This window comes from Bhargavaea ullalensis (assembly GCF_042432615.1).
Taxonomy (GTDB): domain Bacteria; phylum Bacillota; class Bacilli; order Bacillales_A; family Planococcaceae; genus Bhargavaea; species Bhargavaea ullalensis.
The window spans coordinates 1-20,693 of record NZ_JBHLWY010000014.1 but is presented as its reverse complement, the minus strand read 5'-3'; the positions used below and the strand labels follow the sequence as shown (position 1 = coordinate 20,693).

Below are 20,693 nucleotides of genomic sequence, written 5' to 3'. Positions count from 1 at the left end.
GCCGGCTTGAGGGGAAGCGGGAGATAAAAAAAGAATATCAAAAAGGATGTGGGGGATTGCAGAAGATGAGAAAGCGGTGGCTGATCGGTTTCCCGGTTTTGTTGATTGCCGCCTTTGTGGGGGGATATTTCTACTTCCTGTCTTCTGATGGCAACGGGCCGGAGGAAGCGTCCGACTTGCCCGTGCCGGCGGGCGATAAAGATCCGCCCCTGTACAGTCGGCCTCCGTCTGAAGATCGGCTCATGCAGGACATCCATCAGATGACTCATCAGAAAGTGGCGGCCAAGCAGAAATGGGGCGCTCTGCAGATCACACAAAACCGGATTGATGAGATGATCGGCACCGTTTCGTCCGGTGACTATGAGCACGGCGATCTCTATCTCGACATTTTGGGGAAATGGAAAGACGGGGACTTTACGAATTCAGTGAAAGCGCACAACGCAATATGGAAACTGCAGAGAGGGACGGTCGGAAAAGCGAAGAGACTGTCCACAACGGATGAAGAACTGAAATATATCCGGGACCAGTTTGACGATAAATATGCGGACGTCTACAGAGGCGTCCAAGACAAACCGGGCGGCTGAAGGAGGCCCGGTTTTGTTGTGGATTGACTGTTGACCCTGACGCTGCGTCAGGCTCTATACTGAATCCGTGGGGGAAAGGAGGACGGCATGCTAAGAAAAGTGAAAGATGTGGCGGATCTGGCAGGCGTCAGCATCCGGACGCTTCATCATTATGACCGGATCGGTCTGCTCTCGCCGGCATCCGAGACCAAAGCGGGATACCGGCTGTATTCGGATGAAGACCTTGACCGGCTGCAGCAGATTTTGTTTTTCCGGGAGCTCGGGTTTTCGCTGCAGAAAATCGGCGACATCCTGGACAGTCCGACTTTTGACCGCAGGCAGGCACTCGGACTCCAGCAAAAGGCGCTGATTGAAAAGCGGGAACGGCTGGGCCTGATGATCGAAACGATCGGCAAGACGATTAAAAACATGGAAGGAGAACTGGACATGAATGAAAAAGAGAAATTCGAGGGGTTCGGCTTCGGCGACAATCCGTATGAAGAAGAAGCACGCCGCCGCTGGGGGGACGGACCGGTGGACGGGGCCAATGAGAAGGTGCAGTCACTTGGAGCGAAGGGCCGTGAACAACTCGGTCAACAGATGGACGGGCTCTTCCAAAAACTTGCCGGCATGCGGAAGAAGGATCCGCATTCAGAAGAAGTCCAGCAGGCAATCGGCGAGTGGCATGACTTCCTGAACGGAATGGGCCACATTTATTCCCCGGATGCATTCCGGGGGCTGGGCCGGATGTATGTGGAGGATGAACGGTTTACGAAAAACATGGATCGGTACGGTGAAGGATTCGCCTCGTTCATGGCCGATGCGATGGGAATCAGGGCAGATCATCTTCAAGATTAAGGGAAAACCCGGAAGAAAACTTCCGGGTTTTTTGGTTTTTATTATATCAACATAGGGAAAGAAGGGAGACAACAAGGGAGTGAGCAACTATGAGAGAAACCAAGACATCATCTGACAAAGGGAAGAAACCCCGAAGACGGAAGCTCGAGAAGTCGCTCAAGCCGTCCTGGGTCTTCGCCATCGCGCTCGGTTCTTCGGTCGGCTGGGGGGCATTCATCCTGCCGGGCGACTGGATCCGGGAAGCGGGACCGGCTGGCGCCGTTCTCGGGCTGCTGCTCGGAGCGCTCATCATGATGGTGATCGCTTCCAGCTACGGTGTCATGATCAAGGAACATCCGGTGTCGGGCGGCGGATTCATGTATGCGTACCTGGCAGCCGGGAAGACGTGGGCATTCATCTGCGGCTGGTTCCTGTCACTCGGTTACATTTCGATCGTTGCCCTGAATGCTTCCGCCTTCACCCTTTTGCTGAAATACCTCATGCCGGGATTCATGAAGCAGGGATATTTGTATTCAATCGCCGGCTGGGACATTTACATGCCGGAAGTGATCATCGCTTCCGTACTGCTGATTGCGTTTGCCCTGCTGAATTCAACAGGGGCCAGCGTTTCCGGGAGGCTTCAGTTCTGGTTCAGCGTCCTGCTCGTGGGCGGTGTCTTCATCCTCGGGGCCGTGACATTTGGGATTGCGGACGAGCCGTTGGCCAATATGGGCGCCATGTTCAGCGGGAAAACGTCACCGGTCGTGTCGGTGCTGCTCATCCTCGCCATTGCGCCGTGGGCTTATGTCGGATTTGACAATGTGCCCCAGGCGGCCGAAGAGTTCAACTTTTCTCCGCGCAAGGCGACATTCCTGATCGTCGCATCTCTTCTGACATCGTTCCTGATTTACGCGGTCATGATCGGATTGACGGCATGGACATTTCCGGGCAACGGGGGAACCGGCGGCGAACTCTGGGCAACGGGTGCGATCGTCTCATCGGCGCTCGGCAAGACCGGCCTGTTCGTCATGGCCGTCGCCATCGTCATGGGAATCTTCACCGGCCTGAACGGTTTTTACATGTCGTCGAGCCGGCTGCTGTTTTCGATGGCGCGTGCCCGCGCGTTGCCGTCCATGTTCCGCAAGACCGCCAAGGGAAGCGGTGTGCCGGTCTGGGGAATCTGGTTTGTGACGCTCGTCACGCTCCCGGCGATGTGGCTCGGCCGGCCGGCGCTGTCATGGATTGTCGACATGAGCTCGACAGGCGTTTCGATCGGCTACTTCTTTGCCTGCTTTGCCGCCTTTAAAATCCTGACGAAGAAAAAACGGGAAGGCCGGGACAGCCCGCTGCTAAAACGGACGCTTGCAGCGGTCGGAATGGTTTCGAGCATCGGCTTCCTTGCCCTGCTGCTCATCCCGGCTTCCCCCGCATCGCTCACGATGCCGTCTTATCTGCTGCTCGGTGCCTGGGCGATTGCCGGTACCGTGTTCTACGGGTTCATGAGAAAATCGTACTTGTCGCTCAGCAAGGAAGAAACGGATTATTATCTGCTCGGCAGAGAGCCGGAGCAGGATGAAACGGCGGCGGTTCCGCACTTGCCGGTGCCGGGTATTCCGGCGATGAAGAAAAAGCCGGTGGAAAAAACGATTTGATTGATGGAAGCGAAAAAAACAGCAGCGCCTCCGGGAAAACCTGGAGGCGCTGCTTTCATTGTTTATGCAATTCCTGCAATGAAGTTCAGGAGGAACAAAAGGGCGATGACATAGAGCGGTTTGGCGACGTCCCTTGCTTTTCCGTCTGCCAGTTTCAGCAGCGGATAGAGAATGAAACCGACGGCAATCCCGTCTGCGATGCTTTGCGTGAACGGAATCATCGCAATGAGGAAAATCGCCGGAAAGGCTTCCGTCAAATCGCTCAGATCAATGTTCCGGATGTTCTGGACCATCAGACCGCCGATAATCAGAAGAATCGGCGCAATCGCATTGTCGGGGATCAGATGGATGAACGGAAGGAACAGCAGCGATGCCAGAAACAGGAATCCGGTCACGATTGTCGTCAATCCTGTCCGTCCGCCCGCGGCAATCGCCGCGCCGGTCTCTGCGGTGGAGACGGTCGGGCTCGAGCCGAACAATCCGGAGAGCATCGCAGAAACAGCGTTTGCCTGAAAGGCTTTCCGGGCCTTTTCCGGATGTCCGGCAGCCGTTGTATGAGCCTGCACGAGACCGATATTCTCAAACACGATGACCATCGTCAGTGAAAAGGTCCCGACCAGAAATGCGGCAGAAAGGAATCCGCCAAGCGAAAGGGCCCCGAACACTTCCCCATAAGAAGACAGGGAAGGAGTGGAGCCGGATTTGCCGGGCATCACGCCGAACAGGGCGGCAAGACCGGTTCCTGCCAGAATGCTCCAAAGGAAATGGCCGCTCACATTGCGGAGGAACAGGATGACCGCGATGAGAAAAGTGAGCACCGTGGCGATGACCGCCGGAGAAGACAGATCCCCGAGGGCGATCATCGAGCTGGCACCGCGTTCGATCAGCCCGCCTTTTTCCAGGCCGATAAAGATCAGGAACAACCCGAGACCGACCGTGATCGCTTCTTTCAGCGATTGCGGAATCGCCCGGTTCAGGACGCCGGCAAGGCCGGTGAACGCAATCACCGAAAACAGGAGGCCGGCCACGAACACGAGCCCGAGGGCTTCCTGCCAGCTCAGGCCCATCGAGCCGACGAGCGTGTAGGTGAACATCGCATTGATGCCCATGCCCGGCACAAGCAGGATCGGCGCATTGGCCCAAAGTCCCATGATCAGACAGCCGGCAAATGAAGTAAAGATCGTCGCCACGACCGCGCCGTCAAGCGGCATGCCCGCTTCCGACAAGATGAACGAGTTGACCGCGATGATATACACGATCGTGAAAAATCCGACCAGTCCGGCCGTCACTTCGCGCCGGACGGTCGTGCCGTGCCCGTTCAAGTCAAAAAGTTTATTGTGGTTCAATCGTAAAACCCGCTATTCAGTTATCCCTCTCCCAACCCGCTTCACCCCCAAAACGGGGCAAGCCACAAACACCTATTATACTTCATCCGGCCGGTTCAATCAAAAATCCCCTCCCGGAAAAGGGAGGGGGGGACCGATCATTTAACTTCTGCCGATTCGATTTCCTGCGTCAGCTTCTCGAGATCGTCGATCAAGCTTCCGATGTAGGCGATCGTGTCGCGGAGCGGCTGTTCTGTGGTGATGTCGACGCCCGCCATCTTGGCGAGTTCCACCGGAGTTTTGGTGCCGCCGGACCGGAGGACTTTGAGCCAGTCCTGTACGGCCGGCTCGCCTTCTTCAAGGATCCGCTTGGACACTTGTGTGGAAACGGTGAGGCCCGCGCTGTATGTGTATGGATACAGGCCCATAAAGTAGTGCGGCTGACGCATCCAGGTGAGCTCGGCGCCTTCCTCGATCGTGACATCCTCGCCCCAGAACTCTTCAAGGACACTCCGCTTCAGGTCATTCAGGATGCCGGCGTTGACATTCTCGCCCGCATCGATCCGCTCATACACTTTCCGCTGGTAAGCAGCTTCGAGAAGGTGCGTGACGAAGTTGTGGTAATACGTCCGGGCCACGATCGACGCGATCACCCAGCGCTTGAAACGCGGGTCCTCTGAATTTTTCAGAAGGTGGTTCGCCATGAGCATCTCGTTCATCGTGGACGGTGCCTCGATGAAGTAGAGCGAAGGGCGGGCATTGAACACGCCCTGGTGGTTGTGCGCATTGTAGAAGTGCCCTGCGTGGCCAAGCTCATGTGCGAGGACGAACACATCTTCCATGCTGCCGGTCCAAGAGATGAGGATGTACGGGTGGGAACCGTACGGGCTTGAGCAGAAAGCGCCTGTCGACTTGCCTTTGTTCTGTGCAAAGTCTGTCCACCGCTCATCGTAGGAGCGCTTCAGCATTTCCGAATAGTCATCGCCCATGATGGACAGCGCCTCGAAAATGTATTTTTTTGATTCTTCGATGGTGATCTTCGGCTCGTAGGACGGGTCGAGCGGAACTTTCAGGTCCGCAAAGGTCATCCGGTCGATGCCGTGGGCTTTTTGGAGAAGTTTTGCATATTTGCGCATGTGCGGTGCCAGCTCCGACATGATCAGGTTGATCTGGCGGTCGTACAGTTCCCGGTCCACCTGCTGATTGAACAGCAGCGACTCAAAGACGTCCTGGAAACCGCGCAGATCGGCGTTCGTCTTTTCGATCTGGAGATGCATGTCATATGTCTTGGCGGTGGTGTGCTGGTAGTCGGCGAGCTTGCCGTAGAACGACTTGAATGCCGCCCGGCGCTTTTCGGTGTCCGGGTCCGTCTCCCATTCGCCTTCAAACAGGTTGTAGCTGTTCGGGAACGATTCTCCGTCCGCCTGGAAGTCAGGGAAATTGATGTCGACAAGCTTGGTCACATTGTACAGATCGTAAGGTGCATCGAATGTCGATCCGAATGCGGCAAGCGTCTTCTCGACTTCCGGGTGGAGGCGGTGCGGCTTGAAGCGCAGGACGTCGGCGAGGTAGACGCGGAATTCCTCTGATTGGTCCATCGCAGATTTCAGTTCTTCTTCGGGCAGCTCCGAAAGCTCGCTTTCAAAGAAGCTGAGCGTCGCGCCGATTTTGGCCATGACGGAGCCGAACTTCGCCGCGCGCATCTGTGATTCGCTGTTCGTCTGGTCCTCGCTCTGGAGGAGGCTGACGTACGTGCCGGCCGGGATGATCTGTTCGTACAGTTTTTCATAGTCTTTGAGCGCTTTCAGTGCGTTTTGGCCGTCTGTCACTTTCCCTTTGTACTTTTCGGCGAAAGCGGCTGCACCTTCTTCGATTTCTTTGACCCGGGCCTCATAGTCTCCGGCCGTTTTGAACAAGTCTTCGAGGTTCCATGTTTCTTCAAGCTTCACTTCTGAACGCGGTGTTGCGGACATGTGGTTTCCCCCTTAATGTTACGATTGTCGAACTAATTGTATAATATTCCGGCTTATATTGAAAGCCAATAGGAAACTTTCTGAAAGAATGATTTTTCTCTATGTTACTCTGTGCAGAAACAGGGAATAAAGGAAGAAGAAAATAAGCAAAGGATGAGATGTGGACATGACCAGGGAAATGCCGAAGGAACGCGGGATTGACCATACATTCAACTTGTTGACCGAAGGGTACAATTACATCGGCAAGCGGATGAGCGAAAAAGACACGGACATATTCGAAACCCGTCTGCTCGGCAAGAAGATGATCGTCATGACCGGCAGGGATGCAGCCGAGCTGTTTTATGACGAGACGAAGTTCAAGCGGTCCGGAGCTCTGCCGATCCGTGTGCAGAAGACGTTGTTCGGAGTCGGGGGAGTCCAGACAAAGGACGGACAGAAACACCGTGTGAGAAAAGCGATGTTCATGTCGCTGATGACGGATGAGCGTCTCGGCCTGCTCAGGGCGATCGTGAAGGAAGAGTGGGAACGAAAGGGCAGGGAGATGGAGCGCAAGGGAAAGGCCGTACTGTTCGATGAATCCGAAGAGCTCATCCTCCGGGCGATGTGCCGCTGGACCGGTGTTCCGCTGACAGATGTGGAATCATGGAACCGGGCGTACGACATCGGTGCCATGATCGATGCGGCCGGCGGCGTTGGCAAGCGTTATAAAGTCGGGGAAGATGCGCGGGTGCGGACGGAGGACTGGATGGAAGAAGTGATTCTCGCCATCCGGGAAGGCCGGCTGCAGACCGAAGAGGGGTCGGCGGCCCATGTGATGGCGTTCCACAGAGAATCCGGCGAACTGCTCGATCTCCATATGGCGGCCATCGAGCTGCTGAACGTCATCCGTCCGGCTGTCGCGGTCGCACGCTTTGTCTCCTTCGCCGGCCTGGCGCTGCACGATTTCCCCGAGTGGAAAGACAAGCTGCAGACTCAGAAGGAACTGAACAACTTCGCCAACGAAGTGCGGCGATTTTATCCGTTCACGCCGTTCCTCGGGGCCATTGCAAAGAAGGATTTTGAATGGGACGGCTATGAGTTCAAGGAAGGGGACGCCGTGCTGATGGATTTCCACGGAGTGAACCGGGATCCGCGGCTCTGGGACGAGCCCGAGCAATTCAATCCCGATCGGTTCAATGACTTTGTGGACGACCGCTTTAACTTTGTCCCTCAGGGCGGCGGGGATCCGAACCACGGACACCGGTGCCCCGGAGAACCCGTCACTGTCATCATTATAGAGGAAAGCGTCCGCTACCTCACCGGGTCGCTTGAGTATGAAGTGCCCGATCAGGACCTGACGATCAACATGGTCCGCATGCCGACACTGCCGGCAAGCCGTTTCGTCATGGACCGGATCCGGGTGAAAGAAAATAAATCAGCGGAATAAAGTCGCGAAGCACAGGCGGCCGGGCAGAAACCCGGCCGCCTTGTTTTTGACGGGAGCGCCGGCGGCAACACCGGTGATCCCGACATTCGCGGCGCGTATCACGACATTCGGGGACGTGGTCCCGACATTCAGCCGGAGTATCCCGACATTCGCCCGCCGGCGCCCGCGGCAACCGGTGATCCCGACATTCGCGGTGCGTATCCCGACATTCGGCGGCGTGATCCCGACATTCAGCCGGAGTATCCCGACATTCGCCCGCCGGCCCCCGCGGTAACCGGTGATCCCGACATTCGCGGTGCGTATCCCGACATTCGGCGACGTGATCTCGACATTCGCCCGTCGAATCTCGACATTCACCCGCCGCTTCATTCGACAAGAAAATTAAAAGGGAATCGGCGCTTCGCTGTCGAAAGAAAACGATATGGGGGGATTTTTTGAATAGGAGGGGTAAATGATGCAAATTGAAGTTGGACAGGCCATCCAGGATGAGTATCCGGATGATTTTGCATGGTGCTACGGGTGTGGCCGGCAGAATGTGAAGGGGCACCATTTCAGGACCGGCTGGGATGGGGACAACACCGTCACCTACTACGACCCGGCTGCGGATGAACTGGCGTTGCCAGGCTTCGTGTACGGCGGAGTCATCGCTTCGCTCATTGACTGCACGGGCACCGGTTCCGCGTCGCTGGCACTGCACCGCAAGAACGGCCATGAACCGGGGGATGGCGAAGATCCGCCAAGATTTGTCACGGCTTCTCTCCATGTGGATTTCCTCAAGCCGACGCCGCACGGAAAGCTCTTGAAAGCGATCGGCACGGTGGAAGAGGTTCATCCGAAAAAGTTCAAGGTCCACATTGAAGTCGAAGCGGACGGAGAGGTGTGCGCAACAGGGGAAGTCGTTGCGGTCGTCATGCCTTCCACTTTTCTGGATCAGCGCTGAATAAACAAAAGAAGAAGCCGCCCGATCTGATGATCGGGCGGCTTCCTGCACACGGAAAATTCGCTTCATTCACTGCATCTGACGATCTTGCTTCCGCAATTTCATCCTTACAGTTGCACGGCCAAACTGCCGTTTGCCTTTCCGGCTGAGGTGTCATCCAAATGACCACCGCTCTGCAGTCAGGCGTTCAAGTGCACTTTTGCAAAAAACTTACTGCTGACAATGTTCCTGATCGGCCGTCCTCCTGGTTTCCATTGGCACCATCTCCCGAGTCCTTGCACCGACTTTCCGGATCACTCCGGTCGTTCATTGCCTGAAAACACACCTGTCAAGATGGCGGGTTTTCTTTTGTCCTCCTGGTGTCCATTGTCTACCATCCCCTGAGTCCATTGCTTCGTTTGTCCGGAAACTTTCTCCGGTCATCCTCTGCCTGACGGATCACATCGCTCTATCCGTCTTCTTTTGTCCTCCTGGTGTCCATAAACGCATCATCCTTTGATGATTTGGCTCTAGCCGGTTCCTGACGGTTCCGATTCGAGCGGACATTGCCTGATGATCATGCGGCTGTCAGTGAAGCAAATTTCCCGCCAAGGCTGTGCAAATCTCCGTGATCGGTTCCCTGAAATGATTGACTGGAACGTCTCACGTTGTTCCGCCTTGTACAAGTATTATACCCGGGGTTTAATATGGTAAACATTTATACTCAAAAATTTTTTAATTTATTTTGAGTGATAAAGAAACCAGTCTGTGAGACAATGAACCTTGAATTCGAGATAAAAACCAGGAGGAATAAAAATGAAGCATCTATACAAGAAAGCCGCAAAGGAAGGCCATCCGGTGTTGCTGCTCTTGCATGGCACAGGCGGCACGGAAGAAGATCTGCTGCCGATTGCCGAAACGGTTGACCCGGATGCCGCAGTTCTGAGCGTCAGGGGAGAAGTGACGGAAAACGGCATGCCGCGCTTTTTCAGGCGTCTGTCAGAAGGCGTGTTCGATGAGGAAGACCTCGTGAAGCGGACCGGTGGCCTGAACGGGTTTCTTCAGGAAGCCGCAGACCGTTACGGGTTTGACCGCGGCAACATCGTCGCGATCGGATATTCCAACGGAGCCAATATTGCCGCCAGCCTGTTGTTCCATTACCGGGACGCATTGAAAGGAGCGATTCTCCACCATCCAATGGTGCCGCTCCGCAATGTGGCATTGCCGGCTCAAACCGCCCCCGTCTTTATCGGTGCAGGCACGAATGATCCGATCTGTCCGAGAAGCGAGGCCGAGGAATTGGCGTCGCTTCTGCAAAACGCCGGAGCGGATGTTCATCTTCACTGGGAAAACTACGGCCACGCCTTGACAGCCAGTGAAATCCGGGCAGCGGCCGACTGGTACCGCGCCGCATTTTGACTTCGCAGTCAGAAGGCGATGAGTTTTTCAACCGGACTGTCATCGCTGATCACAGATTCAAGCGATTTGAGCGGGATCGGGAAATACGGAAACCCGTACACATAGGCAGTGAGTTCGTACAGCTGGAAAAAGACGGTCAGGGAATGGTCGGCAAGATAAAAGTCCTGATCATCCGAGATGCCGGCGAACGGCTCCAGCAGGTCCATGTTCCATTCCTTGATCAGCCGTTCAATTTGCCCGGAAATGAGCTGTTTGTAATTGGAGCCGGGCTTGAACAGCTCGGAAAGACGATATTGCCGGCCGGTATGGATGTCAAACGTCAGCCCCTTCGCCAGCGTCAGTCCGTGGGCACCGCCTGTGAATGAGTAAACGGAGAGAATCAGGCTCAGCAGGCCGCGCTCGTTCGTCTTCACTTCAAAATAACCGGCCATTTCCACGAGGTTCTGATTGCCGTAGCCCAGCTCGTGCATAAGCCCGGACAGCGTGCTGATGATCGCCTGATTGATCTTCGTCTGCGCGGCGGGGTTTGCCAGACCGGTCACCTGCGGATAAATGATGTTCACTTTGGGCCGGGCGAGCCGGATCGGATGGGTGACGATGTTGACAGGCGCTTCCAAGGCATTCATCCTTTCAAAAGTCTCATTCTGTTATACAATGCAACCGGCCGTCGCCGTGCCACCAAATTGTCAGAAGAGGGCGCGGATTGGTTTTCCAAAACGTTTATACTATTAGATAGGATGAAATCCACCCGAGGGGGAATTGGCTATGAACACGACGACAACTCCGTTGACCGACCTGGAAATCGCCCACAGCGCGGCAATGAGGCCGATTGGCGAAATCGCACGGAAAGCCGGCATTCCGGACGAGGCGCTGGAGCCGTACGGCAGATACAAAGGGAAAATTGACATCACCCGGCTGCCTCACAAAGAGGAGTCGGGCAAGGTCGTCCTTGTCACGGCGATCAGCCCGACGCCTGCCGGGGAAGGAAAGTCAACGGTGACCGTCGGCCTGGCGGATGCTTTTTCGCTGCTGGGGGAACAAACGATGGTGGCGCTCAGGGAACCGTCGCTCGGCCCGGTCATGGGAATGAAAGGCGGAGCGGCGGGGGGCGGATATTCGCAAGTGCTGCCGATGGAGGAGATCAATCTCCATTTCACCGGCGATATTCACGCCATCACAACCGCAAATAATGCGCTGGCCGCACTGATCGACAACCATTTGCACCAGGGCAATCAACTCCGGATCGATCAGCGCCGGATCACCTGGAAGCGCGTGCTGGACATGAACGACCGGGCACTCCGGCGGGTAACGATCGGGCTCGGCGGTCCGTCCGGCGGCATCCCGAGGGAAGACGGATTTGACATCACCGTTGCATCTGAAGTCATGGCCGTGCTTTGCCTGGCGAAGTCTCTGGATGACCTGAAAGAGCGGCTGTCCAGAATCGTCATCGGGTACACATTCGACAAAGAGCCGGTCACGGTGCGCGATCTCGGTGCGGAAGGGGCGCTCACCCTGCTGCTCAGGGAGGCATTCAAACCGAACCTCGTCCAGACAATCGGCGGGACGCCGGCACTTATCCACGGCGGTCCGTTCGCCAATATCGCCCATGGCTGCAATTCATTGATCGCCACAAAAACCGCCAAAAAACTCGCCGATATCGTCGTGACCGAAGCGGGCTTCGGAGCAGACCTGGGCGCTGAAAAGTTTATGAACATCAAGGCGCGACAAGGGGATTTTAAGCCGGATGCGGTCGTGATCATCGCCACGGTGCGGGCGCTCAAGATGCATGGCGGGATTCCGAAAGACGGACTCGGTTCTCCGGATTCGGACGCCGTGAAACGGGGCCTCCCGAATCTCTCCCGACACATTGATACCATCCGGGCGTTCGGCCTCGAGCCGGTCGTGGCGCTCAACCGCTTCACCGCCGATACGGAAGAGGAATTGGCGACGGTCTTGGAATGGTGCCGGGAGCAGGGCATTGCTGCCGCGGTCGCGGATGTCTGGGCCAAAGGAGGCGAAGGCGGAAAAGACGTCGCCCGACTGATTTTGGAGAAGATCGAAGCCGGAAATGAATTCCACCAGCTGTACGATGAATTTGACTCGTTCGAGCAGAAGGTCGGCGCGGTCGTTCAAAAAGTGTATGGCGGCGACGGCGTCCTGTTCACCGACAAGGCGCTCAAGCAGCTGCAGGACATCGAAAAGCGCGGCTGGGACATCCTGCCGGTCTGCATGGCGAAAACCCAATACTCGCTGACGGATGACCCGGGCATCATGGGGCGTCCGGAAGGCTTCACGATCACGGTTCGCGAACTGATTCCGAAACTCGGCGCCGGTTTTATCGTCTGCCTGACAGGGGACATCATGACGATGCCCGGCCTGCCGAAAAAGCCGGCGGCCATGAACATGGACATCGACCGGGAAGGACATGCAGTCGGACTGATGTAAATAAACAACGAACTCCCGGAGCCTCATGGCCGGGAGTTCTTGTGTGTCCGGATGAATTGTTCAATGGCCGATGCAGCTTCGCACGCCGTGATCCCGCTGTTGTCCAGCCGGAAATAATGGGCATCGGGCAATGTTTTCTCCACTTCTCCCGGAAGGGAATTCAGACGGTGCTTTTCATGGCTCCTCAGCAGCTCATTCCGTGAAAACTCCAGATTCCGCTTGGACGGCTTCGCTTCCAGGCGGTCTTCCATCGAGTTCCGGGACAGCCTCGTCTCCAGCGCGGCTTCCAGCTCGATGAAAAACACGCTGCCGCCTGCATGAGTGAATTCATCGCTCACGTCTTTTAAAAACTGGTGGTCGCCTTCCTGATTGAATGCCACGACAACCGTCAAAATGATGCCGCCCGTCACATTGGTTTCGGGATTGCGGACAAATGCGCAGAACAAGTTTTTTCGTGTTTCATCGGACAGCCGGAATGCCTCTTTTGTATAACCGAGAAAATGGGCGAACAAGTCAATCGTCTGGTGGTTGAACAGCAACCGGGCATCGATCAGTTGCTCCAATTCCCGTCCGACCGTCATTTTCCCGACTGCCTGAGGGCCTGTGATCAATACCAAGTCCATGTGCGGTCCTCCTTTGTTGTTGGTGAGTCGTACGGATTCCGTCCTGAATCGTGCACATTCCGGACGGAGCCGTACAGATTGACTCCGTGCCCCGTTTCACCTCACTTCCATGCTTTTCTCCACATACGGCCGGGTGATGGACTCGCGGCTTTCCAGCATGTCGCCGGGCGTTCCTTCGAACAGCACTCTGCCGCCGGCGGTTCCGCCGCCCGGGCCAAGTTCAATCACCCAGTCGGCCTGCTTGATGACGTCGAGCCGGTGTTCGATGAGGAACAGGCTGTTGCCTTCGTCGACCAGTTGATCAAACAGCACCATCAGCTTCCGGATATCATCCGGGTGGAGTCCTTCCGTCGGTTCGTCCATGATGAACAGCGTGCCTTTTTCATTCAAATGGCTGGCGAGCTTCACGCGCTGGAGTTCGCCGCCCGACAAGGTGGTCATCGACTGGTTCAGCCGCAGGTAGCCGAGGCCGACCCTCTGCATCGCATCCAGCCGGCCGCTGAACGGCTGGCCGGCAAAGAATGCGGCCGCTTCGTCCACCGACATGCCCATCACTTCGGCGATGGACCGGCCTCCCAGCTTGTATTGCAGGACATCGGACGCGTAGCGGGTTCCGTCGCACACTTCGCATACCGTCTCGATCGGGTCCATGAAGTGCATGCCGGTGACGATCACGCCTTTCCCGTTGCATGCCGGGCACGCCCCTTTCGAATTAAAGCTGAACAGTGCGGCACCCACGTTGTTTGCCTTGGCAAACAACGCCCGGATCTCATCGGACAGGTCCAGGTAAGTCGCCGGAGTCGATCGGGAAGTCGTGCCGATGGATTTCTGTCCGATCGAAATGACAGGTCCGTTCCACTCTTGGCGGAACTGTTCCATGAGCGAGCTTTTTCCGGAACCGGCGGCGCCGGCCACGACGGTGAGCACGCCGAGCGGGAGATCCACCGACACATCCTGCAGGTTATGGAATGTGGCGTGACGGAGACGGTACCGCTCTTTGGCCTGTCTCGGATTCTTATTCACCGGAACGATCTTGCTCAATGATTTTCCGGTGAGCGTGCCCGACTCAAGCAGGCCTTCATAACTGCCGGCGTACATCACTTCGCCGCCTCCTGAACCTGCAAGAGGCCCCATGTCGATGATATGGTCGGCGAGCCGGATCACTTCCGGATGGTGCTCGACGATCAGAATCGTATTGCCGTGGTCGCGCAGCTTCAGAAGGGACCGCTTCAGCCGTTCGATGTCCGCGTAGTGGAGACCCGCACTCGGCTCGTCAAACACATAGACGATGTCGGCCAGCGCGGAGTTGATGTATTTGGCGATTTTCGTACGCTGCGCTTCTCCGCCGGACAGCGTGTTCACGCCGCGGGCAAGCGTAAGGTAGCCGAGACCGATTTCATCGAGTGCGGAAAGCCGGAGCGTCAGTTCCTTTTTGAGGTCCCGTGCGACGGGATCTTCGATGGAGCGGACGAATTCCGCCGCTTCCGTGATCGGCAGTTCCGCAAAGTCCGCGATGCTGAGTCCGTTGATCTTGCAGCTGCGCACTTTTTCATTCACCCTCGACCCGCGGCATTCCGGACATTGGTAGGTGGACACCATCTCATCGAGGATTTTCTGGTGGCGCTTGCCTTCTTTCTGGGTGATGACGCTCCGGTACATCCGCGGGACGATGCCTTCGAACTTGGCGGATTTCGGCCAGTTGTCCGGCGGGTTGTCCAGCTTGATCTGCGGAGAGTAAAGGAAGAGGTCCAACTCTTCCGGAGAATAATCACGGATTTTCTTGTCAAGGTCGAACAGCCCGCTGTATGCGTACCTCTTCCAGCGCCAGGCGCCGGTCGTGAAGGCGGGGAAATTGATGACGCCCTCATCATTGAGCGATTTGTCAAAGTCAACGAGCTTGTGGACATCAAGGTCGGTCACTTCGCCGATTCCTTCGCAACGCGGACACATGCCCGACGGATGGTTAAACGAAAAGGCGTCTGAATATCCGATGAACGGCCGCCCCACACGGGAATACAGCAGCCGGAGCATCGCGTAGATGTCGGTGTAGGTTCCGACCGTCGACCGGGAGTTGGAAGCGGGTTTTTTCTGATCGAGCACGATCGTCACCGGCAGGTTTTCGATCCTGCCGACGCGGGGCCGGCCGTATTTCGGCAAGTACTGCTGGACGAAGCTCGGAAAGGTCTCGTTCAGCTCACGCCTGGACTCGGCGGCAATCGTGTCATGGCATAGTGAAGACTTGCCGGATCCCGATACGCCGGTGAAGACGGTGATTTTCTTTTTCGGGATGTCCGCCGTAATGTTTTTCAAGTTGTTTTCGTTCGCATTAATGATGCGGATCCATTGCTGGGTATCGGATGGCATGAGGGCACGCTCCTTCAAATACGATGTTTTTCTCCTTCTCCATCTTAACAATAAACGGCGGCCGTCCGGAAAAGAGACAGGCCGGACCGGCTTGAAAGATGCCGGAAACGGGAAACCTCCAGGTAAGGAAGGTGATCAGGAATGGACCCATTTTGCCCCGAAAGCTGGCCGGAAGACCCGGTGCCGGCAGGGGAGCAGGACTGCAGGGACTGCGGGCTGTACCTTCAGGGCACCCGGATGGTCTGGGGAGAGGGCAATCCAAAAGCGCCCGTCATGATCATTCTGGACAATCCCGGTGCGAGGGAAGACCGGGAAGGGAATCCAATGGTGTGCGGAACCCGGCAGGCTTTGCAGCGGGCCGTCCATGAAGCCGGATTGGACAAAAAGACGTTTTACGTGACCTATATTCTCAAAAGGCGGCCCGTCCGGAAATATGACAAGGAGAGGACCCGCGATATCTGCATGCACCGGCATCTGGACAAGCAGCTGACAAACTTGAAGCCGGAGCTCATCCTTTGCATGGGAAACGTCGCCGTCCAGACGTTTTTCGGAAATCCCGATGCGGAAGTGAAAAATCTGCGGGGGAGCTGGCAACGGATCCGCGGCATCGAAACCGCCGTCGCCTACCATCCGCTGGCTGTCCGCCGTCGCCCCAATCTGTACCGGCTGCTGCTAGAGGATATGGTGATGGTGAAGGACAAGCTGGAAGCGGACAAAATGTAAAACAGGAGCACCGGGAGACGCGCAATGCGGCCGGTGCTCCTGTTTTTCAGTTGGAATCGCGCCTCAGATCAGCAGGCCGAACAGCGTGCTGTCTTTGTTCACTTCCTTGAACGGGAAGCCGAGCGCATACATCCGGCGGATCAGCCCGTCGTAGTCCTCCCTGTGCTTCACTTCAATCCCGACGAGGCCGGGACCGTTTTCCTTGTTGTTTTTCTTCGTATACTCAAACGTCGTGATGTCGTCATCGGGTCCGAGCACGTTGTCGAGAAACTGGCGGAGCGCACCGGCACGCTGAGGAAATTCAACGATGAAGTAGTAAAGGAGACCTTCATGGATGAGTGACTTTTCTTTGATCTCCTGCATGCGGCCGATGTCATTGTTTCCCCCGCTGACCACGCAGACGACCGTCTTTCCCCTGATCTCTTCCTTGTGAGCGTCGAGCGCTGCGATCGGAAGGGCACCTGCAGGCTCTGCGATGATCGCGTGTTCATTGTACAGGTCAAGGATCGCGGTGCATACCTTGCCCTCTGGCACTGGGGTGATCCCGTCCACATACCGGCTGCAGATCTCATAGGTGAGCGAGCCGGGCTGCTGCACGGCAGCACCGTCGACGAATTTGTCGATCGACTCCAGGCGGACGACTTCCCCGCTTTGCAGCGAGGCTTTCATGCTGGCGGCACCCGCCGGTTCAACGCCGATCATGCGGGTATCCGGGGAGACATGCTTGATGTAGGTCGCCAGTCCGGACATGAGCCCGCCGCCGCCGATTGAGGCAAACACATAGTCAACGGGAGAGCCGATGTCGTTCAGGATTTCAACCGCGACCGTGCCCTGTCCCGCGATGAGGGTGGGGTCATCAAACGGATGGATGAACAGCCGTCCGTTCTCTTCCGTGTAAGCGAGCGCGCTTGCGGACGATTCGTCGAATGTGTCACCGGTCAGAATGATTTCCACCTGGTCGCGCCCGAACATCCTCACTTGATTGATTTTCTGCTTCGGCGTGGTCTGGGGCATGAAGATCTTGCCGTCGATCCCGAGCTCGGCACAGGCAAAGGCGACTCCTTGCGCATGGTTGCCGGCACTTGCGCAGACGATCCCTTTTTCCCGGGCTTCCTGCTCGACAGACTTGATTTTATAAAACGCGCCGCGCAGTTTGAACGAACGGACGTGCTGCAGATCTTCGCGCTTGATGTACACATCGCAGCCGTATTTTTCCGAAAGCCGCTTGTTGAGCTGAAGCGGCGTGTGGACCACGACTTCCTTCAGCATCTGGTTGGCGATCAGGATATCCTCCACATGGACCTTCCGGGTTTTTTCGTTTGCAATTGGCATTTTATCCACGACCTTTGCCTGAAAATAGAATGGACTCATTCTAACATGAAAAGTCACTGAATACACGGTAATTTTCGTAACATTCAAGAATATTTATATGGCGCCAAACACTATGAATAAAAGAAAGCGCTTGCATGTATTTCGCAGTTCCCTTACGCTCGAAGCAGAAGAAAAAAAGGAAACGGAGGCGGGGGAAATGAAGCTTCTTTCAGAGGAGTATGCAGCAGCGCTGGACAGTCGGGACAAACTGGCGGGATACCGCAATGAGTTTTACATCCGGCCGGAGACGGTCTACCTGGACGGGAATTCACTCGGCCTGCTGTCAAAGAGAGCGGAAAGCTCACTCCATGAATTGCTGGAGTCATGGAAGAAGTTCGGCATCGACGGCTGGATGGATGGCAGTCATCCCTGGTATTACATGGCCGAGCGCCTCGGGGAAATGAGTGCAACGCTTGTCGGGGCGGATCCCGGCGAAGTGGTCATGACCGGCTCCACCACAGCCAACCTGCATCAGCTGCTGGCCACTTTTTACCGGCCCGAGGGAAAACGCACGAAAATCCTGGCCGATGAACTCAACTTTCCAAGTGACTTGTATGCGGTCAAAAGCCAGATCGCCCTGCGGGGCATGAAGCCGGAAGAACAGCTGATCCGGGTGAAAAGCCGTGACGGCCACACACTCGAGGAGGAAGACCTCATCGGCGCAATGACCGATGAGGTGGCGATTGCCGTCTTGCCGGGCGTCTTATACAGGAGCGGCCAGATTCTCGACATGGAGCGGCTGACGGCAGCCGCTCATGAACGGGGCATTCTCATTGGATTCGATCTTTGCCACTCGATCGGGGCCATTCCGCACCGTCTCCATGAGTGGGACACCGATTTCGCGTTCTGGTGCACGTACAAGCATCTGAACGGCGGACCGGGCTCAACGGGAGGGCTGTTCGTGAACCGCCGGCATTTCGGAACGGCGCCCGGTCTGGCCGGATGGTTCGGTTCGGACAAGGCGAAACAGTTTGACATGGACCATGACATGACGCCCGCAGGGGATGCGGGCGCCTATCAGATCGGGACGCCGAATATCCTGAGCGCCGCCCCGGTGATCGGCTCCCTTGAGCTGTTTGCAGAAGCCGGATTGGAAAACATCCGGGAAAAGTCGCTCCGGCTGACCGATTATTTGATTGAATTGATTAAAGCAGAATTGCCGGATTCCGGTTTGGTGGTCGCGAGCCCGGTTGACCATGATCGGCGGGGAGGACATGTGTATCTGGAGCATGACGACGCCGCCCGCATCTGCCGGGCTTTGAAAGAGGAGGGAGTCATCCCCGACTTCCGTGCCCCAAAAGGAATCCGGCTGGCGCCGGTTGCGCTCTATAACTCATTTGAAGACGTCCGCCGGGCGGTCTCGATCTTAAAAGGGATCATGGATGAGGGGAAGTATAAGAAATTCAACAACGAGCGAGGCATCATTGCGTGAACAAAGGGAGGAACCCGATGCCAAAAAAGATTTCGGAGCTGAAAGAATCGCTGAAAGGCGAGAAGTCGATCCATACGGATTTCAGGGAATCAATGACGTACGGAGAGTACCTGTCCCTCGACCGGATCCTGGATTCCCAGAAAAGGCTGTCCGGCCATCATGACGAAATGCTGTTCATCATCATCCATCAGGTGAGCGAGCTGTGGATGAAGCTCCTGCTGCACGAACTGACCGCGGCGATTGAAGAAATCGGCGCAGGCGATCTGCAGCCGGCATTCAAAAAGCTTGCCCGGGTATCCAAAATCCAGTCGCAGATCATCCAGGGCTGGGATGTGCTGTCGACGATGACGCCCGCCGAGTATTTGGAATTCCGCGATTCGCTCGGGCGGGCGTCCGGATTCCAGTCCCACCAGTACCGGCTGATTGAATTTGCCCTCGGCTACAAGTCTGACTATATTTTGAAGATCTATGAAAAAGACGCCGACCTGCACAGCGCGCTGGAGCAGGCATACCGGGCCCCCGGCATTTACGACGCGGCGATCGGGGCACTGGCGCGTGAAGGATTCCCGATCAACCCGGATCTGCTGGACCGAGACTTCTGCCGGGTTTACGACGGAGACCCGTCTGTCGCCGCTGCATGGGAGGAAGTGTACCGGGACACCGGGCGGTACTGGGAGCTGTATCAGCTGGCGGAAAAGCTGGTGGATGTGGAAGACTGGTTCCAGCAGTGGCGGTTCCGGCACATGAAAACGGTGGAGCGCATCATCGGGTTCCGCCCGGGCACCGGCGGATCGTCGGGCGTCGCTTATTTGCGCAATGTGCTCGACCACCGCTTTTTCCCGGACCTGTGGGATCTTCGCACAACGCTTTGAGGAGGAGAGATCATGAAGGAAGGCAACTGGATGGACATCACGCAGCCGTTGAAAAATGGCATGGCGAACTGGCCGGGAGACACACCGTTTGAATTCGGTTTGTCTGCGACAAAGGAAGAAACCGGCTCCGCGAATATCGGCCGGATGACGACAAGCCTTCATATCGGAACCCATGCGGACGCGCCGTTCCACTTTGACGAAAACGGAAAACAGCTTCATGAGATGAACCCTGATGTTTACATCGGCAAGGCCCGCGTGGTGGATGTGACCCGGTTTTCATCGGTCGGACGCGAAGAGCTGGAACGTTTCGATCTGGACGGTGCCCGGCGATTGTTGCTGAAAACGTCCGTGAGAAATGATCCGATGACATTTCCCGAGGATTACACGGAACTCCGGCCGGACATCGGGCCGTTGCTGAAGGAAAAAGGCATCATCCTGCTCGGCATCGACATTCCGTCCGTCGACCTCATCCACAGCAAGGAACTGGCGACACACCATTCGCTTGGCGAAGCCGGCGTCTGCATCATAGAGAACCTGATGCTGGAAAAGGTGCAGCCGGGCGACTATGAATTCATCGCCCTCCCGCTCGCCATACACGGCGCAGACGGCAGCCCGGTCCGTGCGGTCATCCGTCCGGCTGAATGAGTAAATGGAAAAGGCGGCCCCGGCCGCCTTTTTTTGATGTGCGCCCAGCATGGGCGCAGTCTATAGGGTGCAAGTCCCGAGCTGTGAAGGCAGAAGTAACAGTT

Annotated in this window: 18 protein-coding genes; 11 read left to right on the top strand and 7 right to left on the bottom strand. The window is 56.4% G+C overall.

The annotated features are described in order from the left end of the window. Nucleotides 1-65: 65 nt before the first annotated feature. The 3 genes from ACFFIY_RS03665 (at nucleotide 66) to ACFFIY_RS03655 (ending at nucleotide 3,052) form a co-directional block, all read left to right on the top strand. Nucleotides 66-584 (top strand): DUF6241 domain-containing protein, encoded by a 519-nt coding sequence (locus ACFFIY_RS03665; protein WP_354197668.1) that lies wholly within the window; start codon nucleotides 66-68, stop codon nucleotides 582-584. Between the two features lie 87 nt (nucleotides 585-671). After that, entirely contained in the window at nucleotides 672-1,421 is a 750-nt protein-coding gene (locus ACFFIY_RS03660; protein WP_354197635.1) for a MerR family transcriptional regulator, read from the top strand. An 89-nt stretch (nucleotides 1,422-1,510) separates the two neighbouring features. Continuing rightward, nucleotides 1,511-3,052 (top strand): APC family permease, encoded by a 1,542-nt coding sequence (locus tag ACFFIY_RS03655; RefSeq protein WP_354197637.1) that lies wholly within the window; start codon nucleotides 1,511-1,513, stop codon nucleotides 3,050-3,052. A gap of 62 nt (nucleotides 3,053-3,114) precedes the next feature. Here ACFFIY_RS03655 and ACFFIY_RS03650 read toward each other — a convergent pair whose 3' ends face one another. Beyond that, entirely contained in the window at nucleotides 3,115-4,398 is a 1,284-nt protein-coding gene (locus ACFFIY_RS03650; RefSeq protein WP_354197639.1) for an NCS2 family permease, read from the bottom strand. 137 nt (nucleotides 4,399-4,535) lie between these two features. Further along, entirely contained in the window at nucleotides 4,536-6,350 is a 1,815-nt protein-coding gene (pepF, locus tag ACFFIY_RS03645; RefSeq protein WP_354197641.1) for an oligoendopeptidase F, read from the bottom strand. A gap of 166 nt (nucleotides 6,351-6,516) precedes the next feature. Between pepF and ACFFIY_RS03640 the strand changes: the two genes are divergently transcribed. After that, nucleotides 6,517-7,776 (top strand): cytochrome P450, encoded by a 1,260-nt coding sequence (locus tag ACFFIY_RS03640; RefSeq protein ID WP_354197643.1) that lies wholly within the window; start codon nucleotides 6,517-6,519, stop codon nucleotides 7,774-7,776. On the opposite strand, the gene ACFFIY_RS03635 is transcribed toward ACFFIY_RS03640, so the two are convergent. Beyond that, on the bottom strand, nucleotides 7,765-8,145 hold the full coding sequence (locus ACFFIY_RS03635) for a hypothetical protein (RefSeq protein ID WP_354197645.1): 381 nt from the start codon (nucleotides 8,143-8,145) through the stop codon (nucleotides 7,765-7,767). The two genes, ACFFIY_RS03640 and ACFFIY_RS03635, sit on opposite strands and share 12 nt — an antisense overlap. Nucleotides 8,146-8,230: 85 nt before the next feature. Here ACFFIY_RS03635 and ACFFIY_RS03630 point away from each other — a divergent pair, with 85 nt between their 5' ends. Then, the gene (locus tag ACFFIY_RS03630; protein WP_354197647.1) at nucleotides 8,231-8,716 is read left to right on the top strand and encodes a PaaI family thioesterase; all 486 of its coding nucleotides are present in this window, start codon (nucleotides 8,231-8,233) and stop codon (nucleotides 8,714-8,716) included. Nucleotides 8,717-9,511: 795 nt separating this feature from the next. Beyond that, nucleotides 9,512-10,114, top strand: coding sequence for an alpha/beta hydrolase (locus tag ACFFIY_RS03625; protein ID WP_354197649.1), 603 nt, complete (start codon nucleotides 9,512-9,514; stop codon nucleotides 10,112-10,114). Nucleotides 10,115-10,122: 8 nt separating this feature from the next. Here the strand turns inward: ACFFIY_RS03625 and ACFFIY_RS03620 are convergent, their stop codons facing one another. Beyond that, nucleotides 10,123-10,740: a DUF3298 and DUF4163 domain-containing protein gene (locus ACFFIY_RS03620; RefSeq protein WP_354197651.1), complete on the bottom strand. Its 618-nt coding sequence runs from the start codon at nucleotides 10,738-10,740 to the stop codon at nucleotides 10,123-10,125. 139 nt (nucleotides 10,741-10,879) lie between these two features. Here ACFFIY_RS03620 and ACFFIY_RS03615 point away from each other — a divergent pair, with 139 nt between their 5' ends. Continuing rightward, entirely contained in the window at nucleotides 10,880-12,559 is a 1,680-nt protein-coding gene (locus ACFFIY_RS03615; protein WP_354197652.1) for a formate--tetrahydrofolate ligase, read from the top strand. A gap of 23 nt (nucleotides 12,560-12,582) precedes the next feature. Here ACFFIY_RS03615 and ACFFIY_RS03610 read toward each other — a convergent pair whose 3' ends face one another. Continuing rightward, nucleotides 12,583-13,182, bottom strand: coding sequence for an ATP-binding protein (locus tag ACFFIY_RS03610; RefSeq protein ID WP_354197654.1), 600 nt, complete (start codon nucleotides 13,180-13,182; stop codon nucleotides 12,583-12,585). A gap of 96 nt (nucleotides 13,183-13,278) precedes the next feature. Next, the gene (locus tag ACFFIY_RS03605) at nucleotides 13,279-15,546 is read right to left on the bottom strand and encodes an ATP-binding cassette domain-containing protein (protein WP_354197656.1); all 2,268 of its coding nucleotides are present in this window, start codon (nucleotides 15,544-15,546) and stop codon (nucleotides 13,279-13,281) included. Nucleotides 15,547-15,687: 141 nt separating this feature from the next. Here ACFFIY_RS03605 and ACFFIY_RS03600 point away from each other — a divergent pair, with 141 nt between their 5' ends. Then, entirely contained in the window at nucleotides 15,688-16,269 is a 582-nt protein-coding gene (locus tag ACFFIY_RS03600; protein WP_354197658.1) for a uracil-DNA glycosylase, read from the top strand. A 63-nt stretch (nucleotides 16,270-16,332) separates the two neighbouring features. On the opposite strand, the gene ilvA is transcribed toward ACFFIY_RS03600, so the two are convergent. Further along, complete coding sequence (ilvA, locus tag ACFFIY_RS03595; RefSeq protein ID WP_354197670.1) at nucleotides 16,333-17,601, bottom strand: threonine ammonia-lyase IlvA; 1,269 nt, start codon at nucleotides 17,599-17,601, stop codon at nucleotides 16,333-16,335. Nucleotides 17,602-17,797: 196 nt separating this feature from the next. Here ilvA and kynU point away from each other — a divergent pair, with 196 nt between their 5' ends. Genes kynU through kynB form a run of 3 tightly spaced genes read left to right on the top strand, consistent with a single transcriptional unit; the run spans nucleotide 17,798 to nucleotide 20,589 of the window. Further along, nucleotides 17,798-19,072 (top strand): kynureninase, encoded by a 1,275-nt coding sequence (kynU, locus tag ACFFIY_RS03590; RefSeq protein WP_354197660.1) that lies wholly within the window; start codon nucleotides 17,798-17,800, stop codon nucleotides 19,070-19,072. A gap of 38 nt (nucleotides 19,073-19,110) precedes the next feature. Next, nucleotides 19,111-19,944, top strand: coding sequence for a tryptophan 2,3-dioxygenase (gene kynA / locus ACFFIY_RS03585; protein ID WP_354197672.1), 834 nt, complete (start codon nucleotides 19,111-19,113; stop codon nucleotides 19,942-19,944). 12 nt (nucleotides 19,945-19,956) lie between these two features. Then, on the top strand, nucleotides 19,957-20,589 hold the full coding sequence (gene kynB / locus ACFFIY_RS03580) for an arylformamidase (RefSeq protein ID WP_354197662.1): 633 nt from the start codon (nucleotides 19,957-19,959) through the stop codon (nucleotides 20,587-20,589). The last annotated feature ends 104 nt before the right edge of the window (nucleotides 20,590-20,693 follow it).

Bases quoted from the DNA above. Each gene is read 5' to 3' on its own strand.
- ACFFIY_RS03655 (WP_354197637.1), top strand. From the start codon at position 1,511: ATGAGAGAAACCAAGACATCATCTGACAAAGGGAAGAAACCCCGAAGA.
- ACFFIY_RS03635 (WP_354197645.1), bottom strand. From the start codon at position 8,145: ATGAAGCGGCGGGTGAATGTCGAGATTCGACGGGCGAATGTCGAGATC.
- ACFFIY_RS03640 (WP_354197643.1), top strand. From the start codon at position 6,517: ATGACCAGGGAAATGCCGAAGGAACGCGGGATTGACCATACATTCAAC.
- ACFFIY_RS03665 (WP_354197668.1), top strand. From the start codon at position 66: ATGAGAAAGCGGTGGCTGATCGGTTTCCCGGTTTTGTTGATTGCCGCC.
- ACFFIY_RS03660 (WP_354197635.1), top strand. From the start codon at position 672: ATGCTAAGAAAAGTGAAAGATGTGGCGGATCTGGCAGGCGTCAGCATC.
- kynU (WP_354197660.1), top strand. From the start codon at position 17,798: ATGAAGCTTCTTTCAGAGGAGTATGCAGCAGCGCTGGACAGTCGGGAC.
- ACFFIY_RS03610 (WP_354197654.1), bottom strand. From the start codon at position 13,182: ATGGACTTGGTATTGATCACAGGCCCTCAGGCAGTCGGGAAAATGACG.
- ACFFIY_RS03630 (WP_354197647.1), top strand. From the start codon at position 8,231: ATGCAAATTGAAGTTGGACAGGCCATCCAGGATGAGTATCCGGATGAT.
- ACFFIY_RS03625 (WP_354197649.1), top strand. From the start codon at position 9,512: ATGAAGCATCTATACAAGAAAGCCGCAAAGGAAGGCCATCCGGTGTTG.
- pepF (WP_354197641.1), bottom strand. From the start codon at position 6,350: ATGTCCGCAACACCGCGTTCAGAAGTGAAGCTTGAAGAAACATGGAAC.
- ACFFIY_RS03620 (WP_354197651.1), bottom strand. From the start codon at position 10,740: ATGAATGCCTTGGAAGCGCCTGTCAACATCGTCACCCATCCGATCCGG.
- ilvA (WP_354197670.1), bottom strand. From the start codon at position 17,601: ATGCCAATTGCAAACGAAAAAACCCGGAAGGTCCATGTGGAGGATATC.
- kynB (WP_354197662.1), top strand. From the start codon at position 19,957: ATGAAGGAAGGCAACTGGATGGACATCACGCAGCCGTTGAAAAATGGC.
- ACFFIY_RS03615 (WP_354197652.1), top strand. From the start codon at position 10,880: ATGAACACGACGACAACTCCGTTGACCGACCTGGAAATCGCCCACAGC.
- ACFFIY_RS03605 (WP_354197656.1), bottom strand. From the start codon at position 15,546: ATGCCATCCGATACCCAGCAATGGATCCGCATCATTAATGCGAACGAA.
- ACFFIY_RS03600 (WP_354197658.1), top strand. From the start codon at position 15,688: ATGGACCCATTTTGCCCCGAAAGCTGGCCGGAAGACCCGGTGCCGGCA.